The 16,795-nt window shown below is 60.6% G+C and carries 19 protein-coding genes; 13 read left to right on the top strand and 6 right to left on the bottom strand.

Features of this window, described 5'->3' with window-relative positions:
• Positions 1-64 precede the first annotated feature (64 nt).
• Genes E1N52_RS12145 through E1N52_RS12135 form a run of 3 tightly spaced genes read left to right on the top strand, consistent with a single transcriptional unit; the run spans position 65 to position 1,721 of the window.
• The gene (locus E1N52_RS12145; RefSeq protein WP_133183036.1) at positions 65-997 is read left to right on the top strand and encodes a LysR family transcriptional regulator; all 933 of its coding nucleotides are present in this window, start codon (positions 65-67) and stop codon (positions 995-997) included.
• Between the two features lie 39 nt (positions 998-1,036).
• Complete coding sequence (locus E1N52_RS12140) at positions 1,037-1,252, top strand: DUF3820 family protein (protein WP_028208077.1); 216 nt, start codon at positions 1,037-1,039, stop codon at positions 1,250-1,252.
• A 58-nt stretch (positions 1,253-1,310) separates the two neighbouring features.
• Positions 1,311-1,721, top strand: a complete 411-nt coding sequence (locus tag E1N52_RS12135) for a VOC family protein (protein WP_133183035.1) — start codon at positions 1,311-1,313, stop codon at positions 1,719-1,721.
• A 15-nt stretch (positions 1,722-1,736) separates the two neighbouring features.
• Here the strand turns inward: E1N52_RS12135 and E1N52_RS12130 are convergent, their stop codons facing one another.
• Positions 1,737-3,020 (bottom strand): adenylosuccinate synthase, encoded by a 1,284-nt coding sequence (locus E1N52_RS12130; RefSeq protein WP_133183034.1) that lies wholly within the window; start codon positions 3,018-3,020, stop codon positions 1,737-1,739.
• 143 nt (positions 3,021-3,163) lie between these two features.
• Between E1N52_RS12130 and gcvA the strand changes: the two genes are divergently transcribed.
• The 3 genes from gcvA to E1N52_RS12115 all read left to right on the top strand — a co-directional run bounded on the left by gcvA (position 3,164) and on the right by E1N52_RS12115 (position 5,875).
• A complete protein-coding gene (gene gcvA / locus E1N52_RS12125) occupies positions 3,164-4,063 on the top strand; it encodes a transcriptional regulator GcvA (RefSeq protein WP_133183033.1) in 900 nt (299 codons plus the stop codon).
• Positions 4,064-4,194: 131 nt separating this feature from the next.
• Positions 4,195-4,506, top strand: a complete 312-nt coding sequence (locus E1N52_RS12120) for a winged helix-turn-helix transcriptional regulator (protein WP_246089037.1) — start codon at positions 4,195-4,197, stop codon at positions 4,504-4,506.
• Positions 4,507-4,540: 34 nt separating this feature from the next.
• On the top strand, positions 4,541-5,875 hold the full coding sequence (locus tag E1N52_RS12115) for an MFS transporter (protein ID WP_165979364.1): 1,335 nt from the start codon (positions 4,541-4,543) through the stop codon (positions 5,873-5,875).
• A 1-nt stretch (position 5,876) separates the two neighbouring features.
• Here the strand turns inward: E1N52_RS12115 and E1N52_RS12110 are convergent, their stop codons facing one another.
• The 4 genes from E1N52_RS12110 to E1N52_RS12095 all read right to left on the bottom strand — a co-directional run bounded on the left by E1N52_RS12110 (position 5,877) and on the right by E1N52_RS12095 (position 10,274).
• Positions 5,877-6,371 (bottom strand): GNAT family N-acetyltransferase, encoded by a 495-nt coding sequence (locus E1N52_RS12110; RefSeq protein ID WP_133183030.1) that lies wholly within the window; start codon positions 6,369-6,371, stop codon positions 5,877-5,879.
• A 98-nt stretch (positions 6,372-6,469) separates the two neighbouring features.
• Positions 6,470-7,426, bottom strand: a complete 957-nt coding sequence (locus tag E1N52_RS12105; RefSeq protein ID WP_133183029.1) for a LysR family transcriptional regulator — start codon at positions 7,424-7,426, stop codon at positions 6,470-6,472.
• An 87-nt stretch (positions 7,427-7,513) separates the two neighbouring features.
• A complete protein-coding gene (locus E1N52_RS12100) occupies positions 7,514-8,416 on the bottom strand; it encodes a DMT family transporter (protein WP_133183028.1) in 903 nt (300 codons plus the stop codon).
• 142 nt (positions 8,417-8,558) lie between these two features.
• Complete coding sequence (locus tag E1N52_RS12095; RefSeq protein ID WP_246089036.1) at positions 8,559-10,274, bottom strand: methyl-accepting chemotaxis protein; 1,716 nt, start codon at positions 10,272-10,274, stop codon at positions 8,559-8,561.
• 627 nt (positions 10,275-10,901) lie between these two features.
• Here E1N52_RS12095 and E1N52_RS12090 point away from each other — a divergent pair.
• The 4 genes from E1N52_RS12090 to E1N52_RS12075 all read left to right on the top strand — a co-directional run bounded on the left by E1N52_RS12090 (position 10,902) and on the right by E1N52_RS12075 (position 14,666).
• Entirely contained in the window at positions 10,902-11,993 is a 1,092-nt protein-coding gene (locus E1N52_RS12090; RefSeq protein WP_133183026.1) for a helix-turn-helix transcriptional regulator, read from the top strand.
• Positions 11,994-12,210: 217 nt separating this feature from the next.
• On the top strand, positions 12,211-13,134 hold the full coding sequence (locus E1N52_RS12085; protein ID WP_133183025.1) for a LysR family transcriptional regulator: 924 nt from the start codon (positions 12,211-12,213) through the stop codon (positions 13,132-13,134).
• A gap of 156 nt (positions 13,135-13,290) precedes the next feature.
• On the top strand, positions 13,291-13,797 hold the full coding sequence (locus E1N52_RS12080; RefSeq protein WP_246089035.1) for a hypothetical protein: 507 nt from the start codon (positions 13,291-13,293) through the stop codon (positions 13,795-13,797).
• A 14-nt stretch (positions 13,798-13,811) separates the two neighbouring features.
• Positions 13,812-14,666 (top strand): SDR family oxidoreductase, encoded by an 855-nt coding sequence (locus tag E1N52_RS12075; protein ID WP_133183024.1) that lies wholly within the window; start codon positions 13,812-13,814, stop codon positions 14,664-14,666.
• 109 nt (positions 14,667-14,775) lie between these two features.
• On the opposite strand, the gene E1N52_RS12070 is transcribed toward E1N52_RS12075, so the two are convergent.
• Positions 14,776-15,405, bottom strand: a complete 630-nt coding sequence (locus tag E1N52_RS12070) for a TetR/AcrR family transcriptional regulator (protein WP_165979363.1) — start codon at positions 15,403-15,405, stop codon at positions 14,776-14,778.
• Between the two features lie 166 nt (positions 15,406-15,571).
• Here E1N52_RS12070 and E1N52_RS12065 point away from each other — a divergent pair, with 166 nt between their 5' ends.
• From E1N52_RS12065 to E1N52_RS12055, 3 genes are all read left to right on the top strand, one after another.
• Positions 15,572-15,877 carry a DUF1330 domain-containing protein gene (locus tag E1N52_RS12065; protein WP_165979362.1) on the top strand — a complete coding sequence of 102 codons (306 nt, stop codon included), beginning with the start codon at positions 15,572-15,574 and terminating at the stop codon, positions 15,875-15,877.
• Between the two features lie 12 nt (positions 15,878-15,889).
• Positions 15,890-16,234 carry a putative quinol monooxygenase gene (locus E1N52_RS12060; protein ID WP_133183021.1) on the top strand — a complete coding sequence of 115 codons (345 nt, stop codon included), beginning with the start codon at positions 15,890-15,892 and terminating at the stop codon, positions 16,232-16,234.
• A gap of 331 nt (positions 16,235-16,565) precedes the next feature.
• Positions 16,566-16,795: transposase (locus E1N52_RS12055; RefSeq protein ID WP_133183020.1), on the top strand; the 230-nt coding region annotated here is incomplete at its 3' end.

Raw genomic sequence — 16,795 nt, 5'->3', positions numbered from 1 at the left:
ATAAACTAGCCGTATATTACTGGCGAGATAATCAACTTTTATTTGCGAATGGGGTGCTCCGGAAATGAACGAGATTCGTGCGATCACCACGTTCGTCCGTGCCGCGGCGCTCGGCAGCCTGCGTGGCGCGGCAGTCGATCAAGGCATCTCGCCGCAGGCCGCGAGCCATGCGGTGATGCAACTGGAGAAGGAACTGGGTGTGCGGCTCTTTCACCGAACCACCCGCAAGCTGAGCCTCACAGAAGAAGGCCAACGGCTTCTCGAGAGCGTGGAGCCGGCGCTTGCCATTCTGTCGTCCGCGCTCGACGAGGCCCGGCGCTCGAGAGAAGACGTGGCCGGCGTGCTGCGCGTGAGTGCGCCGCGCGCCTTCGGGCTCCCGGTCCTGTGGCGGTACTTCGAGGAATTCCAGAAGCTCTATCAGAACGTGCAGCTCGAAGTGCAATTCGACGATCAGTTCACGGATCTCGTGACCGACCGCGCCGATGTGGGATTTCGCGGCGGGCCGCCGCCTTCGGGCGGCTCGATCGCGCGACGGCTGGTGCCGATTCAGCTGATCGTGTGTGCATCGCCGGAATATATCGAGCGCAACGGCGCGCCGCAGACCATCGAAGAACTCGCTCAGCATCGCTGCACGGGGTACCGGCGCGCCAATACGGGCAAGCTTGCGCAGTGGCAGTTTCGTGTCGGCGACGAGATCGTCTATCGCGACGTGGCCGCCGCCATCTGCGTGAACGACACGGAACTGGAAACGCAGGCGGTGCTTTCGGGTCTCGGCATCGGGCAGTTGGGCAGCTTCAATGCCACGACGCATATCCGCAGCGGACGGCTCATTCCGCTATTGACACAGCACGTCACTGAGTACGGCACGATCTATATTTACTACAAGCATCGAACCGAACAGTCTCTGCGCGTGAAGACATTCATCGACTTCATGGTTGAGCGCATGGCCGGCAACCGAAACTTTTTTCTCGATCCCTCCGAGCTTCGCGCGGGGTAGCATTCGCACGGAAACACCGAGCCGTGCACAATAGCCCCCATGCAAGCCCAAGACCTCGAACGCCTCGTCACCCTCGCCATGCCCTTCGGCAAATACAAGGGCCGGCTCATCGCCGACCTGCCGGGGCATTACCTCAACTGGTTCGCCCGCGAAGGGTTCCCGCCGGGCGAAATCGGCCGGCTGCTCGCGCTGATGCAGGAGCTGGACCATAACGGGCTGAAGGGCTTGCTCGAGCCGCTGCGCAAACGCGGCTAGCGCCGACCGGGCACCCGGTGGACAATGCCCGTGCGTATCTCTTGCGAGGCTGCCCGACATGGCCAATTTTCAGCCCGATGGATGGCATACCGTCACGCCCCGAATCGTCGTACGGGACGCGGAGAATCTGATCGCCTTCATCAAGACGGTGTTTCAGGCACAGGGCGCATTCCGCCATGGGTTGCCAGCCGAAATCAGGATCGGCGATTCCGTCGTGATGGTTAGCGGCTCGGACGGTCTTCGCGATCCGATGCCGGCATTTCTGTACGTCTACGTTCAGGACACCGATTCGACCTACCAGCGAGCGATTGCGGCAAATGCGGTCTCGCTCGAGGTTCCGGCCGACCTGCCATACGGCGACCGGCGCGCGATGGTCAGAGACCCGTGGGGCAACACCTGGCAGATCGCCACTCATCAGCGCGACCTCTCGGCTGCCGAGATCCGTTCAAGGATGGACAGCGAAGGTTAGGCCGACATTCGAGCATTACGCGAATGGGGACTGCAGGACAATCGCATCGTCGCGTTCAGGGCCGGTGGTGACCATCGCCGCGGGAACGCCGACTTCGTTCTGAATCGCATCGATCAGCGCCGCTGCCTGCGGTGGCAAATCGGCGTACGAGCGGACGCCGCGGGTCGAACCGGCCCAACCGTCGAAGCGCTTGAGGACCGGCTGCAGACGCTGCTGCTCGGCGTTCGTGGATGGCATGTAGTCGATGCGCGCCCCATCGAGCATGTAGCCCACGCAGAGCTGCACCGACTCGAAGCCATCGAGCACATCGAGCTTGGTGAGCGCGAGCTGGTTGATGCCCGCGACTTTGCAGCTTTGACGCAGTTGCACGGTGTCCAGCCAGCCGCAGCGGCGCGGGCGGCCGGTGTTGACCCCATACTCGCCGCCGCGCTGGCGGAGCACGTCGCCGAGCGTGCCGTCCAGTTCCGACGTGAACGGACCTTCGCCGACGCGCGTCGCATAGACCTTGCTGACGCCAAGCACGCGCCCCAGTTGGGACGGCGCGATGCCAGCGCCGCTAGCCGCGCCGGCGGCAATGGTGCTCGACGACGTCACATAGGGGTAGCTGCCCCAATCCACGTCGAGCATGACCGCCTGCGAGCCTTCGAATACCACGCGCTTGCCCGACGAATGGGCGTGGTCGAGCTGTTCCCAGACGCGGCCCACGAACGGCAGGATGCGCGGCGCCATGGCAAGCAGGCCACTCAGCATCGGCTCGCGCGGGAATGGCTCCTGGCCCGAGCCGCGCAGCCAGGCGTTATGGTGCGCGAGCAAAGCGTCGAGCTTCTGGGCCAGAAGTTCCGGTTCTGCCAGATCGCACACGCGCAGGCCGCGGCGCCCAACCTTGTCTTCGTAAGCCGGACCAATGCCGCGCAAGGTGGTGCCGAGCGGCTTCGCACGCATCCGTTCCTGGGCAGCGTCGATCGCGCGATGCACCGGCAGGACCAGCGTAGCCGTCTCGGCGATCTGCAGCACCTCCGGCGTGACGCGGATGCCCATCGCCGCCATACGGTCGATCTCCGCGAGCAGCGCCTCGGGATCGAGCGCGACGCCATTGCCGATCAGGCCGAGCTTCCCGCGCACGACGCCGCTCGGCAGCAGCGCCAGTTTGTAGATTCGGCCGTCCACCACCAGCGTGTGCCCGGCGTTGTGCCCACCGTTGTAACGGACGACGATATCCGCCTTCTCCGCGAGCCAATCCACGATCCGGCCCTTTCCCTCATCGCCCCACTGCGCGCCGACCACGACGACATTCGACATGCGAGATATTCCCTGGTGAGTTAATCGAACAGATCCAGAACCGGAACTGCTGCAAAGGGGCTCAATATAGGGCTATGCTCGCGCTACGAAAAGCGATGTAAACTCACTGAACTTGTCAGGAAAAGTCACATAGGATTGAGTTCATGTCGCGTCGTCTGCCACCGTTGAACGCGCTGCGCGTATTCGAAGCCGCCGCCCGCGCGGAGAGCTTTTCAATGGCGGCCGAGGAGCTTTGCGTCACGCACGGGGCCGTTAGCCGACAAGTTCGGCAACTGGAGGACTGGCTTGGACTCGACCTGTTCGAGCGCCGTGGTCGGAGGGTCGTATTGACCGCGTCGGGGCGCGCCTACCTGGCCGAGGTATCGGCGGCGCTGGATCGCATCGCGCTGGCGACCAGTGAACAGCTTCGCGCCACGCGCGCGCAGATCGTGAGGGTCAACGCGCCGACGACGTTCGCGTTGCGCTGGCTATTGCCGCAGCTCTCAGGCTTCCAGCTGACCAATCCGGCGGTGGAAGTCCGGCTGACGACTTCGGACGAGCCAATCGAAAAACTCGGCGACGAATGCGATGTGGCGATTCGCGGCAGCGAGCAGAAGTCGGCAGGATATGCGGTCAAGGAGTTCTTGTCGGAAGTCCGGTTGCCGGTGTGCTCACCCAAGGTGCTGGAAACTCATCCGATACACAGCGTTTCAGACCTGGCGCACCACACCCTGCTTCACACGGCGACCTATCCCGGCCTCTGGGCGGAATGGCTTGCGGCGAGCGGCAACCCTGGGCTCGCCGCTCGCCATTCGCAGCAACTGGATCACTTCTATTTGACCCTGCAAGCCGCCATTGATGGGCTGGGCATTGCAATGGGTCCTACTGCGCTTGTCGCGCTCGACGTCAAAGAGGGCCGTCTCGTGTTTCCGTTCGACGGCCCCGCCTTGCCGGCATGGCGCTACTGCAGCTATGTCCGCGAAGCACGTCTCGACGATCCTGCTATCAACACCTTTCTCGCGTGGTTGCGCGAACTCGGACATCGCTTTTCACATCATGCGTAGCGCCGGGCTGGCGCATCGCATGTTCCCGCACTCACTGGTTGACAGCCTGGATTCGATGCTTTAAAAAGTAAAGCATGAAAATTCCACGACCAGGACAACCCGTTCGCGGCTCGACAACCGGACGGCCGATCATGGTCGTGCTGGACCTGCTCGGACGGCGTACCGCACTGCGGATACTGTGGGAACTTCGCGGTGACGCGATGACGTTTCGCGCGCTCCAGGAAGCGTGCGACACCAATGCCCGCCTGCTCAATACGCGGCTCGCGGAATTGCGGGCGTCCGGTCTGGTCGAGCACGGCGATGGCGGTTATCGAATGACAGCCGAAGGCAGGAAGCTCCTGGCCGCATTGCAGCCGCTGCTGGCGTGGGCGCATCAGTGGGCCGAGCGCGATCCGCAAGGGTTTGAAGCCGCCGATCCCGATCACGCCGACCGCGAGGCGTAATTCGCGGTTTTTCATACAAGGGATGTTGCACACCGTGAACCATCTCCGCTGGAAGATCGTGGCATTGCTCGTTGCGCCACTGACGTTCGTGATGACGCTCGACCGCACGGCCATGGCTGTCGCGGCCCCGACGATCCAGAACGAGCTGGGCCTGTCGATCGTCGAGATGTCGATGATCCTCACGATCTACTTCTGGGCCTATGCAATCGGGCAGATACCGGCCGGCCGCGCTGCCGAACGCTTCGGGTCGCGCAAGGTGCTGTTCGGCACGAGTACGCTCTGGTCGCTCATGATGCTCGCCACCCCCTTGGGCACCTCGTTCGCCTGGCTCTTCGGGTGCCGGCTCGTGCTGGGCGGGGCGCAGTCGGCGGACTGGTCGAGCAGCGTCGTCGCACTCAAACGCTGGGTTCCGGCCAGCGAGCGCGCGAAAGGCAACGCGCTGCTGCTGGCAGGGCTCTATCTTGGCCCGATCGTTTCGGCGCCGCTTACGGCGTGGACCATCGCGCGGTTCGGCTGGCATGCCGTTTTCTTCGGATTCGGCGCACTGGGCTTGCTGCTCGGCGCGATCTGGTGGTTTGGCTACCGCGACACGCCGGCGGCACATCCGCTCATCACAAAGGCAGAGGTCGAGTACATCGCCGCCGGCCAGCCACCCGAGCGCGTGGCAGCCAGGGGTGCGCTCAGGCGCTGTCTGAAGCAGTGGCGCTTCTGGGTCTTCGGTGTCCAGTACTTCCTGCTCGTGCTGATCCAGAGCTTCTATACGACGTGGCTGCCAACCTACCTCATGCGTGCGCGCGGGCTCTCGCTCAAGGCGATGGGTGTGTACGCATCGTTGCCCTGGGTTGCCGTGTTTGTAGCGGTATTCGTCGCGGGTGCGTTCAGCGACTGGCTGCTTCGCAAGACCGGCTCGGTCTACCGGGCGCGCACGCCCGTTGCCATGACCGGATTTGTCGTGAGCGCGCTCGCATTGGCGGCGGCCTCACGAGCAGATTCGATTGCGGTGGTCATCGGCTTGCTGTGCCTGTCCTTCGCCGCGGTGGGATTCGTGCAAGTCGTCGTCTGGTCTGCCACGCAGGACCTCGGGCGCGCGTTTGCCGGCGTCATGTCGGGCTGGACGAACGTGTGGGGGGCCCTCTCGAATGTCGCGGGCCCCATGACGCTGGCGTTGGTCGTCAAGGTCACGCATAGCTGGGGAAGCGGCATGATCGTGATCGGCGCGGCCGCCGCCTGCGGTGCGCTGCTATGGCTCTTCGTGCACCCCGAGCGCCCCTTGCTCGGCGACGACGCGGCCGGACCACTGCCGCCTGCAGAAACGGGCGCGGCACCGGAGTCCGTCGATACCGGTGAGGTGTCCGAGCAGAATGGCTGAATCAGAGCACGAGGATCATCTCGTGCCACGCCATGCCACCGTGATCGGATTCGGACGGCCTCACGTACTCGTAGCCAAACTTCCGGTACAGCTCGACGTGCCGGTCCTTGCACATCAGGTGGATGGTGGCTTTGCCCATCGCCCGCATGCGGCCAACGAAGGTCTCCATTAGAAGCGTCGAGTAGCCTTTGCCCTGCTCGGCGGGGTCTACGACGACGGACATGATGACGACGTTCGGCGCCGCCGCGTCGTGCCCGACGAGTTCCTTGAACGCTTCGTCCGACATCACGACATCGTAGGCGCACCCCGAGTTGATGAATCCGATTACCCGGTCGCCCCGTTCCATGACGAGGAAACCTTCCGGGTACTGCGCGATACGCGTGGCTATTTTCTCGTGCGTTGCCGCTTCGTCGCCCTCATAGGCGGAGATCTCGATTTCGTAGCAGCGGTCAGCGTCGGCCGGCGAGGCCGCGCGAAAGTGGATGTCGTGGGTCATGGAAGGCGTCGATCAGCAAAATATCAACCTCGGATCATAAGAGCCGGGACGAATCCATGCGCTGAATAGTCTTCAGCGCAGGCTGCACGATATGCAGTTCATTTTTTGCCAGGCTTCGAAGGCGGCTTCGCGTCGTGCCCCTCATCGAACGCTCGAATCAACTGTTCACGCATCCATGCATGAGCAGCGACACCGGCATGCCGAACGTGGAAGTACACCCTGAGGGTGTAACCGGGACTCTCGAAGGGTGTCGGGAATATAGCGAGGGGCGTGGCCTTGCTCAGCTGTTCGGCGGCTCGTCGCGGCAGCGTGAGCAGAAGCTCCGTGTTGGCCACGATGAACGGCGCGGCCATCAGACTCGGCAACTGGACCGCGACGCGGCGACGATATCCGCATTTCGTCAGCGCCGCGTCGATCACACTGCCCGAACTCGTCCACGGCAGCACGGCCACGTGCTTCTCATGCAGATACTGCTCGATGGAAAGCGAATCCGAAATACGCGGATGAGGCTTTCGCGCCGCAACGACGTACTCATCGGTGAAACAGTCCAGTGACTCCACGCCTTCGCACGACGTGCTATCCGCATCGGCGAAACTGAGCGCGAAATGCGCCCGCCCGGCCGCGAGATCTTCCAGCGAATCGCGGTGACTGGAGTACACGACGTTCACCCGCAAGTCAGGCGCAAGCGCCTGTAGCCGCGCCATGAAACCCGGCAACAGCGCGAACGCGGTGAAGTCCGTGGCCGCGAGTGTGAAGGTTTGCGTGCTCGTCGTCGGGACGAACGGACCCGCCGCGCCCAGATTGTCCGAGAGAAGGCGAAGCGCGTCGGCGACGGCCTGCGACATCTGGTCGGCGAGCGCCGTGGGCTGCATCGCACTGCCATAGCGCACAAAAAGATCGTCGCCCAGGGTGCCCCGCAGGCGCGACAGCGCGTGACTGCACGCAGACGCGCTCAGCGCGAGTTCGTCGGCCGCTGCCGCCACGCTGCGGTGGCGATAAAGCGCGTCGAACACGAGCAGGAGGTTCAAATCGAGGCGTCTTAGAGCGGCGTGCATACCGTGCATCTTCAAACTGGAAAAATGCAGTATGCACCTCTTCTACCGTACGTCATACCTCCTGGCCAAACGCCGGCGGATGTCTCGTCAGGCGAGTGGCCCCTCCTTGTCTTTCCGGCCAACCGAGACCGAAATGGCGCTGCCGACGATAAGTGCGATTCCCACGAGGGACAGTGGCTGAAGCATCTCACCCCAAATGACATAACCGAATAGCGCCGCCCAGACTATGCTCGTGTAGTTATACGGTGCGAGCTTCCCGACGTCCGCCTGGCGAAAAGCGACCGTCATCAAGATCTGTCCTGCGGTCGCGAATACGCCAAGGAGTGCCATGGTCGACAGTGCCTCCACGGATGGGGTGCGCCAATTGAACATAACAGTAAGGCCGGTAATAACCGTCCCAACCAGGGTGAAGAACAGAACCGTCGTCGCCGAGTCGTCGGTAGATCGTATGCGTTTGATCTGGACGATGGAGAGCGCGCCGAAGAAGGCACTCAGGAGAAGGAACATTGGACCGAGCCAGCTTGACTGACCGCCACCCGGGCGCACAACAAGCAGCACACCGCAGAATCCGACGAGCGCCGCGGCGACTCCACTTCGCGTCAATCGCTCTCGCAAGATCAAAGGTGCGAGCAGGATGACGATTAGCGTTTCCGAATACGCGAGTGCAACCGCTTCTCCTAATGGGACGTAAGGCAAGCCGGCAAAGAATAGTCCTGACGCGCCGAGGAGCGTCAGCGCACGCGCAGTCTGCCCTTTGATGTCGATGTTGGCCAGTCGCTCAGTTATTGAAAGTCGCCCGCGGCAGCACATTGCGACTGCCGGCACCAGACCGAAGAGCATCCGGAAAAACGTGACTTCATTTGCTGGATATTGCAGCGCGACTGTCTTCGCCAGTGCATCCACCACGGCGAAGCAAAACATCGAAGCCAGTATGGTGGCCACGCTGTTTAGCGCAAGCGCGGTAGTCCGTGTTGCGCTGGATGGTGGCATTCCTGTCAATTATTTGCTTTAGCACGAACGAGCTGGCATAGGCGTCATACGCCACTCCACCGAGAAGTGGCGAGCACAAGAATAATCCTTTTAATCACAACCAACCCCGTTTTCTTAAAAATATTTATCTATTGTTTTTCGGTCAGAAGGTTCCCCAGGACTCGTCGCTTTGCTCGGCCAGCTTGACCAATTCGGTCGAGACCGCTGACTTCAGCGTGGCGCGCGGTGCGGAACGTACGGGCGCTTTCGGCGCCGGCATGGCCGGCGTGCGCGTCGTGCGCGTCGTGCCACTCGCAGCCCCAGCAGAGGCCGCGTGTGCAGTCGGGACTTTGAACTCGGACACCGTGTTGCGTAGACTGCGCGCCTGCTCGGCCATGGACTGGGCCGCCGCCGACGCCTCTTCCACAAGCGCCGCGTTCTGCTGCGTGACCTGGTCCATCTGGATTACCGCCGAGTTCACCTGCTCGATGCCCTTGTGCTGCTCGTTCGATGCTGCGGCGATCTCGCCCATCAGATCCGTCACGCGACGCACGGCGGACACCACCTCGCTGATTGTGCGGCCCGCCTCGTCCACCTGTTCCGTACCAGCCTTCACGCGATCCCCGGACTCGGTAATCAGATCCTTGATCTCCTTTGCGGCGGTAGCTGCACGCTGCGCGAGGGTGCGCACTTCGCCCGCGACCACGGCGAAACCCCGGCCCTGTTCGCCCGCACGCGCTGCTTCGACCGCCGCGTTGAGTGCCAGAATGTTCGTCTGGAACGCGATACTTTCGATCGTGCTGATGATCTCGGCGACCTTCGCCGAACTGTCTGAAATCTCGCGCATCGTGTCGACCACGCGCCCCACTGCGTCGCCGCCGCGTGCAGCGATTTCGGACGCCTCGGCCGCGAGCATGTTGCCCTGCTTCGCACTTTCTTTGTTCTGACGTACCGTGGCAGTCAGCTCCTCCATACTCGCGGCAGTTTCTTCGAGTGACGCGGCCTGCTCTTCCGTGCGCGAACTCAGATCGGTGTTGCCTGCCGCGATTTGCCCGGAGGCGGCGGAAATCGTCTCCGCACCAGCGTGAATCCGGGAGACCATGCCGGCCAGACTCGTGTTCATCGTTTTCAGCGCTTGCAGGAGCTGGCCCACCTCGTCAGTGCTATGCACTTCAATGCGGCTTGTGAGATCACCGTTCGATACGGATTGCGCGATCTTCACGGCTTCATTGAGAGGGCGGGTAATGGTGCGTGTGATCCAGATGCCGAAGCCGGCGCCCAGCACGATTTCCAGGATCCCCAGCCCGACCATGAGGTCACGGGTCGAAGTGATCTCGTCGTGTGTCTGGCTCCCTATGTTTGAGACGCGGGTTGCCTGCCAATCCACCAGTTTCCCGATCTCTTGCAAGGCGGTATTGAGACGCGGCAGCGTTTCAGTCAGGACAGCCTGCCGAGCCCCATCCTCTTTGCCGTCCCGCACTAACCGCCCAACCCTCGAAAACGACTCCACATACTGCGCGCGATCCTGTTTGAACTGGTTCAATATGGCCTTGCCCTCGGAGGTTGAAACCAGCGTGTCGAGCGTCTGAATGTCGCGGTTAATCGATTCCTTGTCGTCTGCAATCTTGCCGAATATCTGTTCTCGACGGGCTTGATCGTTCGTGGCAATCAGTTCCAGCGCGTGCCGGGCATTGGAGCGCATCGCCCCGTCGATGGCGTTCGCAGCCTGTGCCTTGACCCAGTCGGATTTGACCAGCTGGTCATTCAAATTACCGACCCGTGCAATACGGGATGAGCTCACGACGACCAGGACCACCATCAACATCAGCACCAACCCGAAACCCAGGCCGAGCCGGGTGCCAATCTTCACGTTCGTCATTCGCATCTCCACATCTCCCCTTGATTTGCTTTGGTACAGCCAGTGCTTCAATCAGTCACTTTATTGTTGGTATATGAACGTTCAAGCCGCATCTTCGGTACTTAAAGAGGCGGCACGTGCGCGGCTATGAATCTCGACGAGCTCCGGTCTGCCAGGTTAGCTACTAGTTGAAGATACCGGTCTTTCGCGAAATGGCCGACTCGCTCATCGAATAGCGCTTCACAATATTCTTAGTGTCGAACATCACGACCAGTTCCTTCTTCTCACCGCTGTCTTCTGCCCCCGGCGTACAGCGCCGGTCCCACGACGGAAGATAAGGATCGCGTTCGCCAAATATGGATGAACTATCGTTGTATGCGCAACCAAATCGTCACCACGCGCAAACTTCCCCCTGTTGTTTTCATGGAAAGACAAGAAGTGGGTCTCGCCGGCACGCCGTGCCGTACGGCCCTGCTCCCGGGTGCAGAAGTTACGGGGGCGGCAACAGCGTGTCATCTCCAAAATTGGGGATGACGCCGGCAACCAACACGTCACGGCTGTTCGCAATTGAAGACTGAAGGCATCTTCAGGTAAGATTTGCGGAAAAATGCGCGCTGAAAAGGTGCGCCGGGGAAACGGGGAAGTGCTGTGTCAGACGAGCTTTTGAATCACGTCGCGTTGATCGATACCATTTACGCGGCCGCGCTCGGCGACGCGACCTGGGAGGACGCGCTGCAAGGCTTGCGTTGCACGTTGGGCACGCGAACAGCCACCCTGCTCTCCTACGACGACACCACACAACTGGCACTGATCGACCACGCAGTCGGCGATGACGAAGCATGGCTAGAAAGCTGCCAACGCGAATACAGTTCGGAGTTCTATCTTCACGATCCTGGCGTACGGGTCATTGGCACCTGGGCCGCCGGGCGGTGGTTCGAAGATCGGGCCATCATGACGCAGCAACAACGCGCTCGCAGTGTCTTCCACCAGGAATTCATGCGGCCTAATGGGCTTGGTAGCATCTCGGGCGTATTTATCCATCGGCATCGCGGAGACAGTAAATATCTCAGTCTGCTCGGCGGTCCCGATTCAGAAGGGTTCACCCCGGCGCAACAACGTGAATGCATTGCGCTCGGCGCGCATTTTAGCCGGGCCCTGAGAATGCAGGCGCGTCTGGATCAACTCGAGTCACGTGCCGCACTAGCGGAGTCTGCGCTCGAAAGCCTCCCCTTACCGATATTCCTGCTCGACGACCGGCGAACCTTGCTGTTCGCAAATTCCGCTGCGGCTTCGCTCATGGCGACGGAGCCCGTGCTGCGCTTCCTGCATGATCGATTCATACCCGACGCCTGCCAGGACGACGTGCAGTGGCGCACGGCATTAGCTCGTGGCGGCATTGTGTTGCGCAGGGCCGATGGCACAAGACTCACGCTGGCGCTAATGCCCGTGCCGCCGCAGTCGATGCTCGCACAACAACATACCCAAAGCGTCACGCTGATGACGTCCACGGGTCTCGTGACACCGCGCGAACGCGAAACTCGCTTGCAGCTTTTTTACGGCCTGACCGCGAGTGAAGCCCAAGTCGCAGTAGCCGTTTGTTGTGACGGACTGTCTCCAGTACAGTGTGCAGAGTCCCGTTGCGTTTCTGTCGGGACGGTTCGCAGCCAGCTCAAATCCATTCACGCCAAGATGGCGGTCTCCCGCACGGCCGATCTCGTAAGACTAGTGCTGGCCGTTTGAACCGGCATTTCCTGTACTGAGTAACACGGTCGACGCGCGCTGGAGATGACGGAGCCTCCTAACCACAATCATTTCTTCGTGCTGTCCGAACAAAATACAACGTTTGTGCTGATTTCAAACTCCACTGCAAATCAACACACTACCGGTGTGGAAACCTTATCAAGCCCCATGATGACCTGGATGCAGATTGACGCCCAACCCTTGAGCCCGAGGACGAATGGATAAGTTCGACGCGATGCGCATATTTGTGCGCGTGGTGGAATCGGGAACCTTCACCAAGGCCGCCGAGACCCTCAACATCCAGAAACCCACCGTGACGCGGCTGGTTCAACTACTCGAAGACGAACTGGCCACCAAACTGCTCAATCGGACCACCAGGCGCGTCACGGTCACGCCCGACGGCGCGGCCTATTACGACCGCGCCGTGCGCCTGCTGGCCGATCTGGAGGAACTGGAAAATTCGATGACCGGTGTCAAGGCCAATCCAAAAGGCAGGCTGCGCATCGATCTTCCGCGCCCGCTTGCCCACTCGGTGGTCGTACCCGCTCTGCCCGATTTTCTTGCGCGATATCCAGACATCGATCTGGAGATCGGTGCCAGTGACACACCGGTCGATCTGATCGCCGACAACGTGGACTGCGCGTTACGCATCGGCACGCTTACCGACCAGCTACTGGTAGCCCGCCGGGTCGGGTTCAGCCACATGGGCATCTGCGCATCGCCCGGCTATTGGAAACGACATGGCAAACCGGCCCACCCTGGCGAGATCAACGTTCACCATACAGTGATCCATATGATCTCGGCACGAACCGCGAAGCCATTTCCACTCGTCGCTCACCACGATGGCGAATCCGTCGATATCCAGGGCAAAAGAACCATTCTTTGCAACGACGTATCAACGTGTGCCGATCTCGCCAAAGCCGGTCTCGGCATTGTGATTTGCGGCACGTTCATGACTGCGCCGCTCGTTGCCTCCGGCGAGCTGAAGATCTGCCTCGAAGCCTGGAAGATACCGCCGATGCCCGTTTCGGTTGTCTACCCACCGAACCGGCATCTAAGTACCAAGGTGCGCGTGTTCGTGGACTGGATCGTCGAGTTGTTTGCCGCGCATCCGTCGCAAGTGAAGCCTGACAACGGGTGATTTACTTCCCGAAGCTGCGCGATTAGGGGGGGTAATCGACAATAATCTTTTAATAATCCAGGAGTTTCTCTCCCGCCCCCGGCTTTTTAGACTGCTTCCAACGACGGACAAGCCGCTCCGCCGCCCACATTTCAAGAGGATATGAGGAAGCAGATCATGAACACGACACATGCAACACCGGGCGAGCAATCGCTTCATACTACGAAATCGGTGGACGGGTTATCCCGCACCCTGACCAAAGGGCTGACCGCCGGAGTGGCCGCCGGCCTTATCGTTCTCGTTCCGGTGCTGATCCTGCAACTGTCACGGGGTATCGGCGTCGTTCCGGAGATGCAACTCGCCGCCAGCAGCCTGATGGGCATGGCCGCTTATGAAGGCGCCGCAGGCCTGATCCTCGGAACCCTGCTCCACTTCTTTGTGTCGATCGTTCCGGCACTTGCCTACGGCCTGGTCGCGTCGCGCCTGCCGGTGGTGAATCGCCTGGCGTGGATTGCTGGTCCGGTGCTCGGCCTGATCGTGTTCTTTTTCATGGGCATAGTCGTGCTGCCGCACAGCGCCTTCACCACGCCTGCATCGGTGTCGCCCATGCCTTACGTGGCCGCCTTGCTGATCCATATGTTCGCTCTCGGCCTGCCGATTTCGCTGATCATCCGCCGTCGCTGAAAAGGAGAAACAAAATGATCGCCATTACTGGAGCAAGCGGGAAGCTTGGACAACTGGTCATCAAAGAGCTTCTGCAAGTCGTCCCCGCAGCGCAAATCATTGCTGCGGTTCGTAGTCCGGAAAAATCCGACGCACTGCACGCTCTTGGCGTACAGGTACGCGAAGCGGATTACGATCGCCCCGAGACACTGGCACAGGCGTTCCAGGGCGTGGAGAAACTGCTGCTGATATCGGCAGTCCAGCCAGGTGAACGATTCAAGCAACACAAGGCCGTGATCGATGCCGCCAGGCACGCTGACGTCAAGCTGATTGCGTATACAAGCTTACTGCGCGCCAGTACCTCCAGGCTGATTCTGGCCGACGAACACAAAAGGACGGAAGCGTATCTGAAGCGTTCCGGCATTGATTTCGTATTGCTACGCAACGGTTGGTATCTCGAGAACCACACGGATGCCTTGGCGGCTGCGCTCGCACATGGCGCGATCAACGGGAGCGCAGGACAAGGGCGATTTGCATCTGCCTCGCGGGCCGATTACGCAGGCGCGGCGGTTGCCGTGCTAACCCAGCCCGGTCATGCCCACAAGACGTATGAACTCGCCGGAGACCATGCCTACTCGATGGCTGAACTGGTCGAGGAGCTATCGAGGCAGGTGAGTCGCCAGATTACCTATAACGACCTTCCTTCCTCCGACTATGCGTCAGCGCTACAGGGGTTCGGCCTGCCGCAAATGATCGTCGATGTGGTGATCGATGCGGACGTGAAATCGGCGCAAGGTGAACTGGATAGCGCGTCGCGCGACCTCTCCAGGCTTCTGGGCAGGAACACGACATCACTCGCCGAGGCAATCAAGGCTGCGCTGCAAACCTGATCGAGATTTCACTGACAAAACAGCACAAGGAGTTATGAGCAAAGCTCGTAACCCCTTGCCTCAGGACACTTATGCATGACGGGATCGCTCTCGCCCCTGGTCATACGGATCATTTCGTACCACGGGCCTTGCGAAATCGACCGCTTCCTGCGTCAGGCCTGGGATGTACCCCATCCCGGCTCCCCAGCATCGCGTCGATCAAACTTACCAGGTGTGTAGCAACATGATCCGCGCCTAACGATTGCGCCGCCACCTGAGCACCCTCGAAGCACAGGTGCAGGATCATGGCGGAATGTTGGGGATCTTCGAGCCCGGCCGCGCCGCACAAAGCCTGAATGCGCCGCAACTGGGCATTCTTGTGCTGGTCGATCACCACTCGGGCGGGATGGCGCTCGTCCGGGAGTTCCGCCAGGCTGTTCGCGAGAGCACATCCGCGGTTTCCCTCTGTGCGCAGGCGCTGCACCACGGACTGGACCAATGCCTTGAGTTGCGATGCGGGATCCCCGGGGTAAAGATTTTCCCACTGAGCCCACATCGTTTCGTACTCCTGTGCCACGGACGACAGCCAGTAGATGACCAGATCGTCCTTGGTCTCAAAGTGACGATAGATCGCCATTTTGTTGGTATTTGCCGCTGAGGCAATAGCCTCTACACCAATGCCGCGAATGCCCTCACGGTAAAAGAGCGACTGCGCGGCTTCGATGATGCGTTCACGGGGCGCAAGTGCTGAAGTGGTCATGTTATCTGGGGATTTCGTCTGTTCTACCGCGTGTAGCCAAGGAGAATTCCGGCAGTCCTGTTGACCAGGATACCGATCGGTATCATACTCCGATTCAAGACGATACCGATCGGTATCGTCTTGAATGTTCAGAACAATACGTTCGCAACCCGACAGGAGCCGTGGCATGTCAGCACTAGTCATCATCGATCTTGAAGTACACGACCGCGCCAGGATGGAGCAATACGAGCAAGGGGCTATTGAGTTGATGGCGCGCCATGGCGCCAGACCGCTGGCCCGGGAACTCCGGGCCGAAAACTATGAGGGAGCCTGGGCGCCGAATTTTTTTGTGATCCTGGAATTCCCTGATCGCCAGGCTGTCCGCCATTTCTACGATTCGGCGGAATATCAGCCACTCAAGGCGTTAAGGCTGCAGGCAGCGCGCTCGAACGGGATCATCGTCGTGGACAAGGCTGAACCGCCCGCTGCTTGAGGAATCCGAGACATGAACCAGGACACTCGAAACAAGGCTTCCGGTGAAGTAATCGTGATGCTCAACCTCCACTTCAAGCCGGGTTCTGCGGCGAAGGTGCTGGACAAGATGGTGCCAGGCATCCGTCTCACGAGAAAGGAGGCGGGCAATAATGAATTCCGGTTGTTCAAGGTGCAAGGGCAGGAGGACAAATACGTCGTGTTCGAGCGCTGGAAAGATCAGGCCGCCTTGGACTGGCACTGGCAGCAGCCCTATACGAAAGAAGCGCTGGAGCTGTTTGACCAACATCTGGCGAGGCCACTCTCGGAGACTGAAGACGTCGCCTACCTCACTGACGTCATGGAGCACGGCGAATAGAAGAGATGATGGCCGTCGGGGCGGCCATCATCAAGCCAACCCATAGAGCGATGGCTTGCCGGACCGGGTACGTGGCCGAAAGCAAGCCCGAGTGGATTAGACCCGTCATGAGCGTCACGACTTTGAGAGGGCGAGCAGAAAGAAAGACAGCAACTGCGCCCGTAGTGGACTAGCGTCTGTTGTACCTTGGAAGCGGCCGCTACAGTTTGGGTAGGGTGATCGCCGTTCAGGGTCGACTCCCGCCGACCACTTCGGACAGGATGCGGCCGAGGCTGTGTAAAAACGCATCGATCGCCTAGACTGAATCAACCCGTTGTTGCGAGAGGCGAAGATGGGGCGATTTGTCGAAGGTGCGGACCGCAATCAGGCGACGCTGCTGCCGGAATGTCTCGAGGACTTCATCGCAGAAGACAATCCGGTCAGAATCGTCGACGCATTCGTTGAAGAACTCGATCTGGCTTCTTTGGGATTTGAAGGGGCCACGCCTGCGACCACAGGCCGGCCGTCTTACCACCCGGCAGTGCTACTCAAGATCTACATCTACGGCTATCTCAATCGCGT

It is taken from the genome of Paraburkholderia guartelaensis, assembly GCF_004353905.1.
GTDB lineage: Bacteria > Pseudomonadota > Gammaproteobacteria > Burkholderiales > Burkholderiaceae > Paraburkholderia > Paraburkholderia guartelaensis.
This window is presented reverse-complemented; position numbering and strand designations above follow the sequence as displayed.

What these genes read in the sequence shown, in the direction of transcription:
- E1N52_RS12145 (WP_133183036.1), top strand. Translation starts at nt 65, where the DNA reads ATGAACGAGATTCGTGCGATCACCACGTTCGTCCGTGCCGCGGCGCTC.
- E1N52_RS12140 (WP_028208077.1), top strand. Translation starts at nt 1,037, where the DNA reads ATGCAAGCCCAAGACCTCGAACGCCTCGTCACCCTCGCCATGCCCTTC.
- E1N52_RS12135 (WP_133183035.1), top strand. Translation starts at nt 1,311, where the DNA reads ATGGCCAATTTTCAGCCCGATGGATGGCATACCGTCACGCCCCGAATC.
- E1N52_RS12130 (WP_133183034.1), bottom strand. Translation starts at nt 3,020, where the DNA reads ATGTCGAATGTCGTCGTGGTCGGCGCGCAGTGGGGCGATGAGGGAAAG.
- gcvA (WP_133183033.1), top strand. Translation starts at nt 3,164, where the DNA reads ATGTCGCGTCGTCTGCCACCGTTGAACGCGCTGCGCGTATTCGAAGCC.
- E1N52_RS12120 (WP_246089037.1), top strand. Translation starts at nt 4,195, where the DNA reads ATGGTCGTGCTGGACCTGCTCGGACGGCGTACCGCACTGCGGATACTG.
- E1N52_RS12110 (WP_133183030.1), bottom strand. Translation starts at nt 6,371, where the DNA reads ATGACCCACGACATCCACTTTCGCGCGGCCTCGCCGGCCGACGCTGAC.
- E1N52_RS12105 (WP_133183029.1), bottom strand. Translation starts at nt 7,426, where the DNA reads ATGCACGCCGCTCTAAGACGCCTCGATTTGAACCTCCTGCTCGTGTTC.
- E1N52_RS12100 (WP_133183028.1), bottom strand. Translation starts at nt 8,416, where the DNA reads ATGCCACCATCCAGCGCAACACGGACTACCGCGCTTGCGCTAAACAGC.
- E1N52_RS12095 (WP_246089036.1), bottom strand. Translation starts at nt 10,274, where the DNA reads ATGACGAACGTGAAGATTGGCACCCGGCTCGGCCTGGGTTTCGGGTTG.
- E1N52_RS12085 (WP_133183025.1), top strand. Translation starts at nt 12,211, where the DNA reads ATGGATAAGTTCGACGCGATGCGCATATTTGTGCGCGTGGTGGAATCG.
- E1N52_RS12080 (WP_246089035.1), top strand. Translation starts at nt 13,291, where the DNA reads ATGAACACGACACATGCAACACCGGGCGAGCAATCGCTTCATACTACG.
- E1N52_RS12075 (WP_133183024.1), top strand. Translation starts at nt 13,812, where the DNA reads ATGATCGCCATTACTGGAGCAAGCGGGAAGCTTGGACAACTGGTCATC.
- E1N52_RS12070 (WP_165979363.1), bottom strand. Translation starts at nt 15,405, where the DNA reads ATGACCACTTCAGCACTTGCGCCCCGTGAACGCATCATCGAAGCCGCG.
- E1N52_RS12065 (WP_165979362.1), top strand. Translation starts at nt 15,572, where the DNA reads ATGTCAGCACTAGTCATCATCGATCTTGAAGTACACGACCGCGCCAGG.
- E1N52_RS12060 (WP_133183021.1), top strand. Translation starts at nt 15,890, where the DNA reads ATGAACCAGGACACTCGAAACAAGGCTTCCGGTGAAGTAATCGTGATG.